General features: G+C 40.2%; 16 protein-coding genes. 15 read left to right on the top strand and 1 reads right to left on the bottom strand.

The features are described 5' to 3' along the window. Positions 1–38: 38 nt before the first annotated feature. From QYB95_RS10280 to QYB95_RS10220, 13 genes are all read left to right on the top strand, one after another. A complete protein-coding gene (locus tag QYB95_RS10280) occupies positions 39–578 on the top strand; it encodes an NUDIX domain-containing protein (protein ID WP_301138247.1) in 540 nt (179 codons plus the stop codon). 133 nt (positions 579–711) lie between these two features. Further along, the gene (locus tag QYB95_RS10275; RefSeq protein ID WP_301138246.1) at positions 712–1,230 is read left to right on the top strand and encodes a hypothetical protein; all 519 of its coding nucleotides are present in this window, start codon (positions 712–714) and stop codon (positions 1,228–1,230) included. 157 nt (positions 1,231–1,387) lie between these two features. Next, positions 1,388–1,840 (top strand): ferric iron uptake transcriptional regulator, encoded by a 453-nt coding sequence (gene fur / locus QYB95_RS10270; RefSeq protein ID WP_301138245.1) that lies wholly within the window; start codon positions 1,388–1,390, stop codon positions 1,838–1,840. A 197-nt stretch (positions 1,841–2,037) separates the two neighbouring features. After that, on the top strand, positions 2,038–2,940 hold the full coding sequence (xerD, locus tag QYB95_RS10265) for a site-specific tyrosine recombinase XerD (protein WP_301138244.1): 903 nt from the start codon (positions 2,038–2,040) through the stop codon (positions 2,938–2,940). Positions 2,941–3,219: 279 nt separating this feature from the next. Further along, the gene (gene deoB / locus QYB95_RS10260; protein WP_301138243.1) at positions 3,220–4,398 is read left to right on the top strand and encodes a phosphopentomutase; all 1,179 of its coding nucleotides are present in this window, start codon (positions 3,220–3,222) and stop codon (positions 4,396–4,398) included. A 13-nt stretch (positions 4,399–4,411) separates the two neighbouring features. Then, complete coding sequence (locus QYB95_RS10255; protein ID WP_301138242.1) at positions 4,412–5,716, top strand: pyrimidine-nucleoside phosphorylase; 1,305 nt, start codon at positions 4,412–4,414, stop codon at positions 5,714–5,716. Between the two features lie 174 nt (positions 5,717–5,890). After that, complete coding sequence (locus tag QYB95_RS10250; RefSeq protein ID WP_301138241.1) at positions 5,891–7,621, top strand: SulP family inorganic anion transporter; 1,731 nt, start codon at positions 5,891–5,893, stop codon at positions 7,619–7,621. A gap of 649 nt (positions 7,622–8,270) precedes the next feature. Beyond that, positions 8,271–8,624, top strand: a complete 354-nt coding sequence (locus QYB95_RS10245) for an STAS domain-containing protein (RefSeq protein WP_301138240.1) — start codon at positions 8,271–8,273, stop codon at positions 8,622–8,624. Next, positions 8,617–9,060 carry an anti-sigma F factor gene (gene spoIIAB, locus QYB95_RS10240; RefSeq protein ID WP_301138239.1) on the top strand — a complete coding sequence of 148 codons (444 nt, stop codon included), beginning with the start codon at positions 8,617–8,619 and terminating at the stop codon, positions 9,058–9,060. The genes QYB95_RS10245 and spoIIAB overlap by 8 nt, the downstream gene beginning before the upstream one ends. A 132-nt stretch (positions 9,061–9,192) precedes the next feature. Beyond that, positions 9,193–9,984 carry a SigF/SigG family RNA polymerase sporulation sigma factor gene (locus QYB95_RS10235; protein ID WP_301138238.1) on the top strand — a complete coding sequence of 264 codons (792 nt, stop codon included), beginning with the start codon at positions 9,193–9,195 and terminating at the stop codon, positions 9,982–9,984. Then, positions 9,981–11,444, top strand: coding sequence for a spore germination protein (locus QYB95_RS10230; protein ID WP_301138237.1), 1,464 nt, complete (start codon positions 9,981–9,983; stop codon positions 11,442–11,444). Before QYB95_RS10235 ends, QYB95_RS10230 begins: the two co-directional genes overlap by 4 nt. A gap of 109 nt (positions 11,445–11,553) precedes the next feature. Continuing rightward, on the top strand, positions 11,554–12,870 hold the full coding sequence (gene lysA / locus QYB95_RS10225) for a diaminopimelate decarboxylase (protein WP_301138236.1): 1,317 nt from the start codon (positions 11,554–11,556) through the stop codon (positions 12,868–12,870). 226 nt (positions 12,871–13,096) lie between these two features. Then, a complete protein-coding gene (locus tag QYB95_RS10220) occupies positions 13,097–13,468 on the top strand; it encodes a GNAT family N-acetyltransferase (protein WP_301138235.1) in 372 nt (123 codons plus the stop codon). A 39-nt stretch (positions 13,469–13,507) separates the two neighbouring features. Here QYB95_RS10220 and QYB95_RS10215 read toward each other — a convergent pair whose 3' ends face one another. Further along, positions 13,508–14,029, bottom strand: coding sequence for a DUF309 domain-containing protein (locus tag QYB95_RS10215; RefSeq protein ID WP_301138234.1), 522 nt, complete (start codon positions 14,027–14,029; stop codon positions 13,508–13,510). 102 nt (positions 14,030–14,131) lie between these two features. Here QYB95_RS10215 and QYB95_RS10210 point away from each other — a divergent pair, with 102 nt between their 5' ends. After that, entirely contained in the window at positions 14,132–14,911 is a 780-nt protein-coding gene (locus QYB95_RS10210; RefSeq protein WP_301138233.1) for a segregation/condensation protein A, read from the top strand. After that, the gene (scpB, locus tag QYB95_RS10205) at positions 14,880–15,470 is read left to right on the top strand and encodes an SMC-Scp complex subunit ScpB (RefSeq protein ID WP_301138232.1); all 591 of its coding nucleotides are present in this window, start codon (positions 14,880–14,882) and stop codon (positions 15,468–15,470) included. The genes QYB95_RS10210 and scpB overlap by 32 nt, the downstream gene beginning before the upstream one ends. Positions 15,471–15,538 lie beyond the last annotated feature (68 nt).

Below are 15,538 nucleotides of genomic sequence, written 5' to 3'. Positions count from 1 at the left end.
AATGAAAACGGTAAATACGACAAGTGGAGGCATTTGAAATGAAGAAATTTGAGGAAAAATCACTTAGATCCAAATCAATCTATGAAGGGAAAATTATATCCTTAAAGGTTGATGATGTTTTATTGCCAAATGGGAAAGAATCGAAAAGGGAAATTGTTAACCATCCCGGGGCTGTTGCCATCATTGCAATTACGGCAGAAGGGAAGCTGGTTTTGGTTGAACAATATCGCAAGGCGATTGAGAGATCGATCATTGAAATTCCGGCTGGTAAATTAGAGCCTGGTGAGAAGCCTGAGCTTACTGCAAGACGGGAATTGGAAGAAGAAACAGGCTATGGGTGTCATGAACTAGGGTATTTACAAACTTTTGCGACATCGCCTGGTTTTGCGGATGAAGTCATTCATTTGTTTGTTGCAAAAGATTTATATAAAATAGAAGAAAAAGCAGATCTCGATGAGGATGAATTTGTGGAACTATTGGAAGTAACTTTAGAAGAGGCAGAAGAAATGGTAAAGGAGCAAAGAATTTTCGACGCAAAGACAGCTTTTGCGGTACTTTGGATGAAAGCAAATCAATAAAGGGTTTGAAGTGATCATGAGTTTATAAGTTTGGTTTCCAAAAAATGATAGATTTTACGAAAAATCAGGGCTGGTTTAAGAGGAATATTGATAGAGAACGAGCATAAGCTGTAACAACGAAAGGAGAATGCTTATGTTTCGTTCAATCTTATTTATCCAGTATGCTATTATTCTAGCAATTAGTTTTGTCAGTGGCGTTATTTGTTTTCAGGTCTTTCCATTGGACAAGTCTATGAAATTAATAAGCTATATTGATCCAAGAGTGCTTGACGTAACTGATATATCGGTGTGGGGAACTGTTCTGCCGCTTATTGCCTGGATGGTCTTGGTGCTATTTTTTGCAACGCATCCGTATTTGCATGTCCTGGCAAAATTGGTTGTTGGTGTGAAGATTACCTTCTTTGGCTTTAGTTCTGTATTTCTATTAACACAGCAGGAATCTTTGCTAATATATAGTGTTTGGTGGTTTCCATTTCAATTAATCTATTGTTTCCTCCTCTTTATGCTCTGTTCCGTTTACTCAGCGAAAAGAGTGGGGCCAAATAAGAAGTACGTATTTTCTCAAAAGTTATTTGTCACCCTTTTAGTTGCGTTATCCGTTATTTGTGCAGGTGAAATTGTTTCCATTTCATATATACTCCCCCGCCTTTAACAGGGACTAAAACAAAAATTTGGTAGATTCTAGAAGGGGAAATTCGGGAAAAGTGTAAGAAAATGCTCATTTAGTCCGTTTCGCTTAATAATTCATCCCTCTCTTGTAATAGCTTTTACTCATTTGTTATAATAGAATGAGTTTAGGAGGGCGTCGTATGGAAAGCCGTATTGATCGTATAAAAAAGCAATTGCATAGTGCTGGCTATAAACTGACGCCGCAGCGTGAAGCGACAGTTGCAGTACTGCTAGAACATGAAGAAGACCATTTAAGTGCTGAAGATGTCTACTTACTAGTAAAAGATAAAGCACCAGAAATTGGGCTTGCAACCGTTTATCGAACTTTAGAATTATTAACAGAATTGAAGATTGTCGATAAAATTAATTTTGGCGATGGCGTTTCCCGTTATGACCTTCGACAAGAAGGGGCAAAGCACTTCCATCATCATCTTGTCTGTATTGAATGCGGCGCAGTAGACGAAATTCAGGAGGATTTGCTTGAAGATGTTGAAGCGATTGTCGAAAAGCGTTGGAATTTTATAATCAAAGACCATCGTCTCACATTCCATGGTATTTGCCACAGATGTCACGATAACCAAGAAGACCAATGATAAAAGGATGTACAATTCGTTCAATCAGCGAATGTACATCCTTTTTTTCGTGTACAGAAAATCTTGAATATTTTGAGTGCCAGGCACATAAACAACTCCGGAATAATTCCGGAAATTGATAGCCCGGGATGCGGAGGATTGCTTGTAGAGTGTTGCAAAAAAAACTATAGTTAGTAGTAGAAGGACAGGTGATTTCTATGAAAGATGCGAAAGAAGCGATATTAGATTATCTTCATTTTTTACAAGTGGAAAGACAATTATCAACCAACACATTATCATCTTATCGACGTGATCTGGAGGGTTATATCGTACATTTACATAAAGAGCAAGGATTATCTTCATTAATAGAAATTGACCGGACACATATTTTACTTCGTTTGGAAGCATTACGAAATCAAGGAATATCAGCTAGAACGATTGCCCGGCATATTTCCTCGATTCGTTCTTTCCACCAATTCCTATTGCGTGAGAAACTAACAGACATTGATCCGACGATCCATTTGGAGATACCTCAAATCGAACAAAAGCTACCGAAAATCTTATCTATTGAAGAGATTGATCTATTAATTGGGGCGCCGAACCGAAGTAAGCCGCAAGGAGTCAGGGACGTGGCTATGCTGGAACTGCTTTATGGAACAGGGATGCGCATCAGCGAACTCATAGGGTTGAATCTTGAGGATGTTCACTTAACAATGGGCTTCGTTCGTGTTTTCGGGAAAGGTGGGAAAGAACGAATCGTCCCGCTTGGGAAAGGTGCAGTTCGTGCAATTGAAGCTTACTTGCAAAATGCCCGTCCAAAACTTCAAGGAACCTATCCCAAGACGGATGCTTTTTTTATTAATCAGCGTGGAAAACGTTTAACACGTCAAGGTTGTTGGAAATTATTAAAGGAGCATGCGACTAAAGCGGAAATCAAGAAAGAGATTACGCCCCATACTTTACGCCATAGCTTTGCAACGCATTTAATCGAAAATGGGGCAGACTTGCGTGCGGTACAAGAGATGCTTGGGCATGCAGATATTTCAACTACCCAAATCTACACGCATATCGGCAAGACGAGACTTTCTGAAGTTTACAAGCAATTTCATCCTAGAGCTTAATTATAAGAACACCGTTCAATAATCACATGCAAGAGGGCTTAGGTAAATTGCAAAAGATACGAAATTATATTTGTAAGATGTCTGACCTTTGTTTAATATATAAAGTGTGGAATTTTCTTCTATAAACTGGCGTAAATGAAACAAAAGCGACCAGGCACAATTGGTGCGAAAAAAGCTTAGTAGGACTAAATTGTGTTGACAACTCCCAATAAGGGAATAATGAGTAGGCGTAATTCTGCTCAGGCACTATTTAGTTAGTTGAAAGAGGAGGACATATTTATGAAACCGTTTAAAAAAATACATGTCGTTGTCATGGACTCGGTCGGGATAGGTGAGGCACCTGATGCACACAATTTTGGAGATCAAGGCGCAGATACGCTTGGTCACATCGCCGAAGAAATGAAAGGGCTAACAATGCCAAATATGGGGGCATTGGGTCTATCAAATATTCGCGAGTTAAAAGGGATCGAAAAGGCAGGTCAACCCCAGGGCTACTATGGCATGATGCAAGAAGCTTCCGTTGGGAAAGATACAATGACTGGGCACTGGGAGATTATGGGCTTAAACATCGACCAACCATTTAAAGTTTACCCTGAAGGATTCCCAGCTGCATTAATCGAACAATTGGAAGCAAGAATCGGACGCAAAGTGATTGGGAACCTTCCTGCAAGCGGTACGGCAATCATTGATGAGCTAGGTCCTGAGCATATGGAAACGGGTGCGGTTATCGTATACACATCGGCTGACCCTGTGCTTCAAATTGCAGCCCATGAGGAAATTGTTCCATTGGAGGAACTTTATAAAATTTGCGAAATTGCACGTGAATTGACACTCGAACCCGAATTTTTAGTAGGTCGTGTCATTGCACGTCCTTTCGTTGGGACACCAGGCAACTTTTCACGTACGTCAAATCGTCACGACTATGCTCTAAAACCATTTGGCCGTACAACAATGAATGAACTGAAGGATGCCAAGTTAGACGTAATTGCCATCGGGAAAATTTCAGATATCTTTAATGGTGAAGGCGTAACAGAAAGTATCCGTACGAAAGATAATACAGATGGAATGGACAAATTTGCAGAAGTTGTACGCCGTGATTTCCATGGAATCAGCTTCCTAAATCTAGTTGATTTTGATGCAAACTTCGGACACCGTCGAGATCCGATAGGTTACGGTGAGGCGCTGGAAGAGTTCGACCGCCGTTTGCCTGAAGTATTGAACGCTTTAACGGAAGATGATTTATTAGTAATCACTGCAGACCATGGCAATGATCCTACCTTCCCAGGAACAGATCATACACGTGAGTATGTGCCATTACTTGTTTACTCTCCTAGATTCGAAGGGGTTAGCGAACTGCCATTACGTAAAACATTTGCAGATATTGCTGCTACCATTGCTGAAAACTTTAAAGTCGAAGCACCACAATTTGGCACAAGTTTCTTATCAAATTTAAAATAGGAGGCTCATTCATATGAGAATGGTCGATATTATTGAAAATAAACGTAACGGGGAAGAGCTTTCTACTGAAGAAATTCGTTTCTTTATTCAGGGGTATACTGAAGGTTCAATCCCTGACTATCAAGTAAGTAGCCTAATGATGGCGATTTACTTCCAAGACATGAATGACCGGGAGAGAGCGGATTTAACCATGGCAATGGTAGAATCGGGCGATCAAATTGACCTATCTGGAATTGAAGGCGTCAAAGTCGATAAGCATTCTACTGGCGGTGTGGGGGATACGACAACACTTTCATTAGCTGCGATGGTTGCAGCATGTGGTGTCCCTGTTGCCAAAATGAGCGGACGCGGCTTGGGCCATACAGGTGGAACGATAGATAAACTTGAAGCAATTCAAGGATTCCATGTTGAATTAACAACAGACCAATTCATGAAACAGGTAAATGATATCGGGACAGCCGTTGTCGGACAAAGCGGCAACTTAACACCGGCTGATAAAAAACTTTATGCCTTACGTGATGTAACGGGTACGGTTCCAAGTATTCCATTAATCGCAAGCTCGATTATGTCCAAAAAAATTGCGGCTGGTGCCGATGCCATCGTACTTGATGTAAAAACGGGCGATGGTGCTTTTATGAAAACCTTTGAAGATGCACAAAGCCTTGCACATGCAATGGTTCAAATCGGGAACAATGTTGGCCGTAATACGATGGCGATTATCTCGGATATGAGTCAACCACTTGGTTTTGCAATCGGCAATGCGCTGGAGGTAAAAGAAGCAATCGACACATTAAAGGGTCAAGGTCCGGAAGATTTAATGGAATTATGTTATACACTAGGCTCTCAAATGGTCGTATTGGGTGGCAAGGCAACAACAATTGAAGCAGCACGCAACCTGCTCCGAGAAGTGATTGCAAACGGTCAAGCACTGGAAGTGTTCAAGAAGTTTATCGTAGCTCAAGGCGGAGATGCTTCAGTCGTGGATAATCCATCTTTATTGCCTCAAGCAAAATACCAAATTGAACTGCCGGCACTGGAGTCAGGATATGTAGCAAAAATCGAGGCGGATGATGTAGGGGTTGCGGCGATGCTGTTGGGCGCTGGTCGTGCAACAAAAGAATCCACAATTGATTTATCTGTAGGTCTTGTCCTTCAGAAAAAAGTAGGAGACCAGGTCGAAGCGGGCGAATCTCTCGTAACAATCCACACGAACTCCGAAGACATTACGGAAGTAAAAGAAAAGTTATATCAACATATCGTGATCTCAAAAGAAAAAGTAGAAGCGCCGACATTGATTAAACAAGTTATTACAGATTAACAGCTGGAATGACGTTGGTTTTTATTTAAAAAGGTTAGCAGCATGATAAAATGCTGCTAGCTTTTTTTGTATAATAATTCATCCCATTATTCGTTAAATATGGTAGAATTAAGGTCGTCCATACTAAATTATTGTAAATATGTTCGGGAAAAATTTAATTGAAGAAGGGATCGCATGAGCAAGTTCGGGACTGGGAGATTTGAGGGGTATACGTTTAACCATTTTAAAAAGGATTTATTATCAGGTACGATTGTTGGAATAGTGGCTGTTCCTCTAGCGATGTCTTTTGCAATCGCATCAGGAGTGAAACCCGAATATGGTATCTATACCGCAATAATCGCCGGGATTTTAATCGCTTTGTTAGGTGGGTCAAAATACCAAATTGGGGGTCCAACCGGTGCGTTTGTACCGATTTTGTTGGGGATTGTTCTTTCCTATGGTTACGAGAATTTACTACTTGCAGGATTAATGGCGGGAATCATGCTTGTTTTAATGGGTTTATTAAAGTTAGGCGCCCTTATAAAATATATTCCTAGACCGGTAACAGTTGGTTTTACCGCAGGAATAGCAGTGATTATTTTTACAGGCCAGATTGCAAATTTTCTAGGATTAAGAGACATTGAGCAGCATGAAAGATTTATAGAAAACATGAAGGAAATCGGAAGTCATTTAGACACTACAAATGGCTATAGCATTGTTGTAGCACTTATCTGTTTTGTTGTTATGCTGGCAACACCGAAAGTACTGCCAAAGGTGCCAGGTGCATTGGTTGGGATAGTTGTTTCCGCGGTCACAACAGCGCTACTATTAAATGGGCATGTGGCAACGATTGGTTCGACGTATGGTGCTATTCCAAATAAATTGCCGGAGTTTGGTTATCCGGAAATCACAATGGATAAGATCCTTATGCTGCTGGGCCCAGCATTTGTGATCGCCATGCTTGGAGGAATAGAATCACTTCTATCAGCTGTTGTTGCTGATGGTATGACAAACAGCAAGCATGATAGCAATAAGGAGTTAATAGGGCAAGGGCTTGCGAATATTGTCACACCTTTGTTTGGTGGTATTCCTGCTACAGGTGCCATTGCAAGAACGGCAACAAATATCAAATCAGGTGCAGTTTCACCAATGTCAGGGATTATCCACGGCATCTTTGTCTTGTTAACATTACTTGTTTTAGCTCCTCTTGCCGTACATATCCCTTTAGCATCGCTAGCTCCAGTTTTAATGATGGTCGCTTGGAATATGAGTGAACAAAAGAACTTTGCGCACATCTTGAAAATGAAATCCGGGGATTCGCTTGTTTTAGTCATTACGTTTCTACTAACGGTATTTACAAGTTTAACTGTCGCGGTTGAAGCGGGACTACTATTAGCAGTTATTCTTTTTGCTAAACGAATGAGTGAAATGCTCGTTGTTGCAAAAGTACTGCCAGATCATGCAAGCGGTGGTGGAAAGGTTACTCCCCAGGTCGTGAACGCAAGCCATGATTGCCCGCAAGTCAGTATCTATACAGTAGAGGGACCGCTATTTTTTGGTGCGGCACAAACTTTCGAACAATCCATTTTATCATCCATCAATGCAAAACCAGTAGTTTTGATATTACGATTAGGAAAAGTTCCATTTATTGATACGACAGGGGAAGAATATCTCCGTAATATTTTGAGGGATTTTAAGAGACGTGGTGGTTCGATTTTGGTGACAGGCGTCCAACCTGGCTTAAAGAACATATTTGACCAAAACGGAATTACCGAAGAAATCGAAGAACAAAACTTTTACCCCCATACAGGTGAAGCGATAAATCGTTCAATGAACTGTCTAAATCGAAACAAATGCATTGGCTGTCAGCATTTTGCATTTAGGGAATGTAAGGAACTGTCGCTAACCGGGGCGAAAATTAGTTGAATAAAGAGTTATATGAAGGGGGAACCACCAGTATGTAGAACCAACTGGTTGATGTGAACCCTTTTTTATTTTGTTTGCACAAAACCCTCCCATAAACGTACAAAGAGCTTCGATTTAACTGAATAAGTCTAGAGTAATTTGTCTAAATTGTATTCATGTGATTTTTTATCCCTATTAGATGCAATTGTGCTAGATAATCGTCATTCAATAATGAATCGGCACGTAAATGACGCAAAAATTACAAAATTAGTATGGGTAGTGACAAAAGATGGTTCCTCACCCATTTTTTACGTTTAAAAAGCCATTTATTTAACCATACTTAATTTTGTTAGAGCAATGCTTTTTGTAAATGAAAAGTAATGCTATCTATTTTTAAATTAAAACAGCTAAGGCTAGTGTTGCAAAATCAGACAATCAGCCAAAGCTTGCTAGATTACCTTCCTTTGATAGTTAGGAAGAACTTACTAATTAACCAAACAAGCCGTTAGTCCTATCTGGTGAGAAAGAGTAACTAAAGAAGAACTTAATACTGCTTATCAATTTTGTCGTATTTTCTCTAGTTTCAGCGAAATTCTTCTAGTCTTGTCAGCAAAGAAGGATATGACAAGGAAATGTGGAATTTAGGATTCTTAAGAGGAGGCGAATTAAAATGAACTATGAAATCAATATGCACTTAAACGATATAGCAGTCATCCGACTCTTTGGAGAACTGGATCATCACGAAACAGAAAAAATTCGCACGCATATTTCGAAAACGATTTTACAAGGCAATTTAAGTACGATTATTTGGAACCTGGAAAGATTGAACTTTATGGATAGCTCAGGAATCGGCTTAATACTGGGGCGTATGCGGGAATTAGGTGCCGTTAATGGACAAACCATCATCCTGAATCCATCGAATACCATGAAAAAAATCTTTCAATTTTCAGGGTTGGCTTCATTTATGTTGGAGGGTACAGAAGCAGATGCAATTTTACACGCAAGGGGGATTGTGAATGGATAACGAAATGACGCTTTCATTTGTAGCAATTAGTGAAAATGAAAGTCTGGCGAGAATGGCAATTACAAGTTTTGTTGCTCAACTTGACCCAACCATTGACGAGCTTTCGGAATTTAAAACAATCGTTTCAGAAGCTGTATCCAATGCGATTATTCATGGGTATGACGAAGATGGCAAGGGGATCGTTACTGTTCATGCAGTGAGGGACGGAGACTTGGTTTCTGTCGCCGTGAAAGATAATGGAAAAGGTATCTTTGATGTGAAAAAAGCGATGGAGCCGCTCTTTACATCGAAGGCTGAAATGGAACGGTCCGGTATGGGCTTTACCATTATGGAAAGCTTTGCAGACAATCTACAGGTTGAATCGGAACCAAATGTAGGGACTGTAATCACGTTTTCAAAAAAATTTTACTCTGTGAAGATGCCTCAAATTTCATAGAGTAGTTTTTTATCAGGATTAAATAGTCGTCACTTAAATGGTGTCTAACCGCTTACATGAGTTTTAGCATTGGAATAAACGATCAATTTTATGTGGACGCAAATACGGTGGTATTTGATAGAAGTTAGGGGGATGAGGACAATCGAACAGCCGTCCAATAATGTTTTGTTGACACAGGAGGAAATGCGCGGGCTGATTGAAAAAGCGCAAGTGGGTGATGTTGAAGCTAGAAAACAAATGATTGAAGGCAATACACGGCTTGTATGGTCGATTGTTCAACGCTTTGCTTCGCGTGGAGTAGAGCTTGAAGACCTGTTTCAAATTGGTTGTATTGGATTGATGAAATCCGTGGATAAATTTGATTTATCCTATGACGTGAAATTTTCTACCTATGCTGTTCCGATGATTATTGGAGAAATTCAACGCTTCCTGCGTGATGATGGCATGGTGAAGGTGAGTAGGTCGATACGCGAACTAAACTATAAAATTCGCCATGCAACCGATGAATTTTTGAAAACGAACGAAAAACCTCCTTCAATTTCGGAACTTGCCGAAATATTGGGTGTAACCCAGGATGAGGTGCTGGTTGCAACGGATGCCATGCGTGATCCGGCTTCCTTGCATGAACAGCTTTTTGAAAGCGAAGGGGACTCCATTACGTTGATGGATCAGATGAAGGATGAAAAATCGGAGCTGCCATTCCAATATATTCCTTTAAAGGAAGTTCTGACAAAGCTGGATAAACGGGAACAAGCCATCATTTATTTAAGGTATTACTTAGATTTGACTCAAACCGATATTGCAGAAAGGTTAGGAATATCACAAGTTCAAGTTTCGCGGTTAGAAAAGAAGATTTTGGCGCAACTTAAGTCTTGGATGGAAACCAATTCATCACGAACTACTAAAAAGACGGTGAGTAAATGAGTAATCAAGTTTTTGCATCGATTGATGAAGCAAAAGACTACTTGTACAGTAAATTTGGAAAAGACGAATCATTTGATGTATGTATCAAGGACCTTCATGTCAAAAGTCTGCCTATTTTATGTGTTTATATAAGCGGACTTGTCGATGGGGCTACCATTACGGTTCAATTGACGCCTCTCTTCACTCACGTTTATGATGATGAAAATCATCATGAATTCGAGATTAAAGATGAGGCTAAATATTTTGATAGCCATTTCAACTTTTATGGGAAATCTGAACCGAAGGATAAAGACGAATTCATATTGGGTGTACTTAGTGGACAAGTCGGAATTTTGACAGCAAATGGTTTTGGCTACTTACTGGAGCTAAGAAATTATCCTGGGCGCCAGCCGGATGAACCGGATAATGAAAAAGTCATTCGGGGTTCACGTGATGGATTTGCAGAAAATATCATGTTAAACACCGCTTTAATTCGTCGACGTATTCGCGACCCACAATTGCGGTTCGAGCTTCATAAGATTTCGACGATCGGTCAAACGGATGTGGCAATTGCTTATATGAAGGATATTGTAAATCCACAGCACTTGGAGTGGCTGGAGAAACGACTGAAGGAGATCAAGCATGATGGTCTCACAATGGCGGATAAATCCTTGGAGGAATGGCTGTTTAAGCAGAAATTTCATCCATTGCCATTTGTCCGCTATTCTGAAAGGCCGGATATTGTCGCAGCTCACCTACTGGAAGGGCATATTGCCATTGTTGTAGATACTTCGCCTTCAGTCATCATCATTCCTATTACCATGTTCCATTTATTGCAGCACGCCGAAGAATACCGTCAAGCCCCGCTAATTGGTACAACTTTTCGCTTTTTACGCTATTTTGCAGCATTTTTCAGTTTGACCTTGTTGCCTATCTGGTACTTACTGGCCACACATGAGCAATATTTGCCGCCTGGACTGGACTTTATAGGGGCGAAAGAGAAATCCGAAATCCCGCTATTCCTACAAATCATTATTGCTCATTTGGGGTTGGAATACCTGCGAATAGCAGCAATCCATACACCCACGCCACTATCGACCGCCATGGGGCTGGTTGCCGGGATTATTATCGGGCAAATCGCAATTGACGTAGGATTGTTCTCTGCGGAAGTTGTCCTCTATTCTGCTGTAACAGCGATTTTCTCATTCTCTATTCCAACCTTCGAGCTAAGTACCGCAGTGAAGTATTTCCAATTCTTTATACTGCTCGCCACGGTAGCTGCCGGGCCTAGTGGGTTCTTTATAGCGATCTGGATTATCCTCTCCTACTTGTGCTCTTTAAAGCCAATGAATGTGCCATATATGTGGCCGTTTATTCCATTTTTCCCTAAAGCATTCAGCCGTATATTTATACGTTTCCCTATGGCAGATGACGCGCTTAGACCGTATATCGTCGGCGCGAAGCAACGTAAACGTGCATAAAAGTGCCGTTGCGTTAAGTTTCTACCTATGATAAAGTTCATCATAAGGTATTACAAATGCGGGAAAAGGGGGTAAGTCCCTATTCCCGCACGCAACGGAGGAGAGAAAAATGCATTTATATGGAACACAGAAAGTAAATGAAAACGGTCATTTAACGATTGGTGGAGTTGATACGATAGAGCTTGCAAAAGAGTACGGCACTCCACTTTTCGTTTATGATCTACAATTGATCAGAGAGCGTGCTCGCGGATTTATCGAAACATTCCAGCAATTAGGGGTAAAAGCGGAAGTAGCGTATGCCTCAAAAGCTTTCTCATGCATTGCCATTTACCAACTGGCCAAGGAAGAAAATCTTTCTTTGGATGTAGTTTCCGGCGGAGAATTATATACAGCAATTCAAGCAGGTTTCCCATCCGAAAGAATTCATTTTCATGGGAATAATAAATCTTATTCCGAACTGGAGCTTGCCTTCGATTCCAATGTTGGCTGTATTGTAGTCGATAACTTCTATGAAATTGAATTACTGAAGGAAATTTCTGAAGCCAAGCAGCAAGCAATGCGTATCTTGCTTCGCGTAACACCAGGTGTAGAAGCACATACACACGACTTTATCACAACAGGCCAGGCAGACTCGAAATTTGGATTTGATCTAAATAATGGACAAGCTGACGAAGCCTTTCTAAAAGTCAAAGACCATGAGTACCTGAACGTCCTGGGTCTGCATTGCCATATTGGTTCTCAAATCTTTGAGACGGATGGTTTTAGCTTGGCTGCCGAAAAGCTGATGAATAAAATTAGTATGTGGAAAGATCAATTTGATTTCCAATGTACAGTGTTGAATCTAGGTGGCGGATTCGGAATTCGATATACCGAAGAGGACACACCCCTGGAACCTCAAGTTTATGTAAAAGAGATGATCGAAACAGTTCAGACTTTTGCAAGTAAGCTTGACCTATCGATGCCGGAGATCTGGATCGAACCAGGCCGTTCACTTGTTGGGGATGCGGGTACTTCTCTATATACAGTTGGTGCACACAAAACTGTTCCAAATATTCGCGAATACATATCAGTGGATGGCGGAATGAGCGATAACATCCGTCCAGCACTTTATGATGCAAAATATGAGGCGGTAGTCGCCAATAAAGCAAATAAAGACAAATCGAATACCTACACAGTTGCAGGAAAACTATGTGAATCAGGTGATAAATTGATTATCGACGCACTATTGCAGCCTGCAGAACCTGGTGATACTCTAGCTATTTTCTGTACAGGTGCTTATGGCTATTCAATGGCTTCAAATTATAATCGTATCCCAAGACCAGCAGTAGTGTTTGTAGAAGAAGGGCAACATCAACTGGCAATCAACAGAGAAAGCTACGAAAATATTGTTCAAAACGATCTTGCGCTCTCTTTAAAAAGAGGGTGAGTACGTTTATGAAAATATCGAAATGGTGGCTCCTTGGCTTACTGCTAGCCGTGAGTATTATTTGGGCACTGATTTATATTTTTCTCATCATTCCCAATGTATCGATTGATAAGTAAATGTAATCTTCATCATTTGTTAATAAATGGTAGTAAAGTTGATTCCTTTCTTCAAATCGTGTAGTATATTTACAGATGTTGTACTGATAGAAAACGAGGGAATGTTATTCATGTTGATACGCTATAAAAAATCTTTTGAAAAAATAGCAATGGGTCTGCTTTCGTTCATGCCTTCCGAGAAGGACGTAAAGCGTTTAATGGAAACAATTCATTCATATGAAGAAAAAAACAATTGGCATTTATATTTATGGAAAAAAGATGAAGAATATATAGGTATTGTAGGAGTGATGGAAGAAGATTCGGTTGCGACCGTTCAACATATTACTGTTGTTCCTTCTTATAGAGGAGAAGGCATAGCGATTTCAATGCTGAAGGAATTATTGAATACAGGACTATTTAAAGAGTTGGTTGCGAGTGCAGATACAAAACCTTTTATAGAAAAATGTTTACCTATAGTTGAAGAGGCGGACGGCCCTAAGTAACGTCAGCCTCTTCTTCTTTTTTCAATCATGCTTATGGAACTAAAGCTTTTTGTTCGGTGTTTTTGATGAAGCGAGTTTTCGATTGTTTCGTGCTTCAAGAATATCTGTACGATCGCGCAGCATATGTTTATGAAGGAGGTAGTCTTTTGGTATTGGCGGAAGCTCTTCAATTTTCTGTTTTACCAGGAAGGCGAGATTTTCATTCTTCAGCACGATCTGAAATGCCTTGAAAGGTTCACCTTTTTCAATGGCCTTCAAGCTGATGTCGGAGTCCCTACATAATTCTTCGAAACCAATCAATTCAAAATACGGAGAAGATTGATTCGCAGTAAAGTTCTTATATGCCTTTTTTAATATTTTCATAGCACCTACTGTATTGTTTCGCCGCCAATGATACATGCCTGTTGCAAGTTGAACATATCCTACCAAAGGATGATCTTTTTCACCGGGTGCAATACTTTTCCAATACTCCTCCAGTACTTCGTGACATTCAAAATAGTCTTGATTGCCATTAAAATATGTACAAAAATCTACATATAATGGGTGAAATGATGGATGCATAACAATCCTCTTTCCTTATTGCTAAAATTTGATTTAAAATACTTAAGGTACACATACTCTTACTATATAAAAGAAAACGAACAAACGTCAGGTGGTTGACACATGTATGAAGTAAAATTAGAAGCCTTTACGGGACCTCTTGATCTATTATTACACTTAATTCATCGTTTGGAAATTGATATATATGATATTCCAATGGCCGAGCTGACCGCTCAATATATTGATCATATCCACGCAATGAAAGAATTAGAGCTGAACGAAGCAAGCGAGTACCTGGTAATGGCGGCAACATTGCTTGCGATTAAAAGCCGTATGCTTCTTCCCATACATGAGGGAGAAATGGAAGATGCTGAATTTGAAGTAGATGGACCGGACCCTCGTGAAGAGCTCGTAACAAAACTGATCGAATATAAAAAATATAAAGAAGCTGCTGTGGAATTGAAAGAACTTGAAGAAAATCGTGCCCAGGTCTTTACTCGACCGCCTAGTGATTTAACAGGTTTTGTACCGGATGAACAGCTTGCCCTCTTTGATTTGAATGTCAATGTATATGACATGTTAAGTGCATTTCAGAAGCTGCTTCGCCGTAAACAGTTAAAAAAGCCTTTATCAACCAGAGTTGCAAGGCAGGAAATATCTGTAAAGGACCAAATGCTTGCCGTTATTGACTCCTTGAAGCTGAATGGCGGGACATCCAACTTTTCCGAATTGTTCCCTTATGAAGATAAATCAACAATTATTGTAACGTTTTTATCGCTACTCGAGCTAATGAAACGACATGTCGTTTTTGTAGAGCAAAAAAATAACTTCGAAGACTTGACAGTGACTTTACAAAAGGAGGCTACATACGATGAACTTGAACAGTTTGATGAGCAAGATTGAAGCATTGCTTTTCGTAGTAGGCGATGATGGCATGACGGCAAAACAACTTTCACAGTTATTAGAAGTAGAAGTGATGGAAATTGAAGCAGCTTTAAGTGAACTAAAAACCTATTACGATGAAGCTGAGGACCGTGGCTTGGCATTAAAAACATTGGCGGGTACATACCAACTGACAACGAAACCGGAATTGGCAGATACGATTAAAAAATTGGTAGAAAACCCGAATAGCCAAGTCTTAACTACCGCATCACTGGAAGTTTTGGCAATCATTGCGTACAAGCAGCCAATCACGCGAACAGAGATTGAAGACTTGCGGGGCGTGAAGAGTGAAAGACCAATCCAGACGCTAGTATCTCGTGCACTTGTGCAAGAAATCGGAAGAGCGGAAGGGACTGGACGTGCAATACTTTATGGAACAACAAAAGAATTTCTTAATTATTTTGGTCTAAAAGATATAGACGAACTTCCGCCATTACCTGAAGGAACTGCGGAGGATGAGAATGAAGAAACCGATTTGTTTATGACCAAGTTCCAAGAAACATTCAATTCAACAAAATAACTAATTTGCTTACATTGCTTCAAAAGAGATTGGAAGATTTCGGTGAAAATTGCATTTGATCTTAAAAA

The organism is Ureibacillus aquaedulcis (genome assembly GCF_030418165.1).
In the GTDB taxonomy this organism is placed as follows: Bacteria; Bacillota; Bacilli; order Bacillales_A; family Planococcaceae; genus Ureibacillus; species Ureibacillus aquaedulcis.
Note: the sequence above shows the minus strand (reverse complement) of the source record. Positions and strands in the feature narration are given on the sequence as shown.

Coding starts and splice junctions, on each gene's coding strand:
- spoIIAB (WP_301138239.1), top strand. CDS start 8,617: ATGGATAACGAAATGACGCTTTCATTTGTAGCAATTAGTGAAAATGAA.
- QYB95_RS10230 (WP_301138237.1), top strand. CDS start 9,981: ATGAGTAATCAAGTTTTTGCATCGATTGATGAAGCAAAAGACTACTTG.
- lysA (WP_301138236.1), top strand. CDS start 11,554: ATGCATTTATATGGAACACAGAAAGTAAATGAAAACGGTCATTTAACG.
- QYB95_RS10275 (WP_301138246.1), top strand. CDS start 712: ATGTTTCGTTCAATCTTATTTATCCAGTATGCTATTATTCTAGCAATT.
- QYB95_RS10250 (WP_301138241.1), top strand. CDS start 5,891: ATGAGCAAGTTCGGGACTGGGAGATTTGAGGGGTATACGTTTAACCAT.
- scpB (WP_301138232.1), top strand. CDS start 14,880: ATGAACTTGAACAGTTTGATGAGCAAGATTGAAGCATTGCTTTTCGTA.
- deoB (WP_301138243.1), top strand. CDS start 3,220: ATGAAACCGTTTAAAAAAATACATGTCGTTGTCATGGACTCGGTCGGG.
- QYB95_RS10220 (WP_301138235.1), top strand. CDS start 13,097: ATGTTGATACGCTATAAAAAATCTTTTGAAAAAATAGCAATGGGTCTG.
- xerD (WP_301138244.1), top strand. CDS start 2,038: ATGAAAGATGCGAAAGAAGCGATATTAGATTATCTTCATTTTTTACAA.
- fur (WP_301138245.1), top strand. CDS start 1,388: ATGGAAAGCCGTATTGATCGTATAAAAAAGCAATTGCATAGTGCTGGC.
- QYB95_RS10280 (WP_301138247.1), top strand. CDS start 39: ATGAAGAAATTTGAGGAAAAATCACTTAGATCCAAATCAATCTATGAA.
- QYB95_RS10245 (WP_301138240.1), top strand. CDS start 8,271: ATGAACTATGAAATCAATATGCACTTAAACGATATAGCAGTCATCCGA.
- QYB95_RS10215 (WP_301138234.1), bottom strand. CDS start 14,029: ATGCATCCATCATTTCACCCATTATATGTAGATTTTTGTACATATTTT.
- QYB95_RS10210 (WP_301138233.1), top strand. CDS start 14,132: ATGTATGAAGTAAAATTAGAAGCCTTTACGGGACCTCTTGATCTATTA.
- QYB95_RS10235 (WP_301138238.1), top strand. CDS start 9,193: ATGAGGACAATCGAACAGCCGTCCAATAATGTTTTGTTGACACAGGAG.
- QYB95_RS10255 (WP_301138242.1), top strand. CDS start 4,412: ATGAGAATGGTCGATATTATTGAAAATAAACGTAACGGGGAAGAGCTT.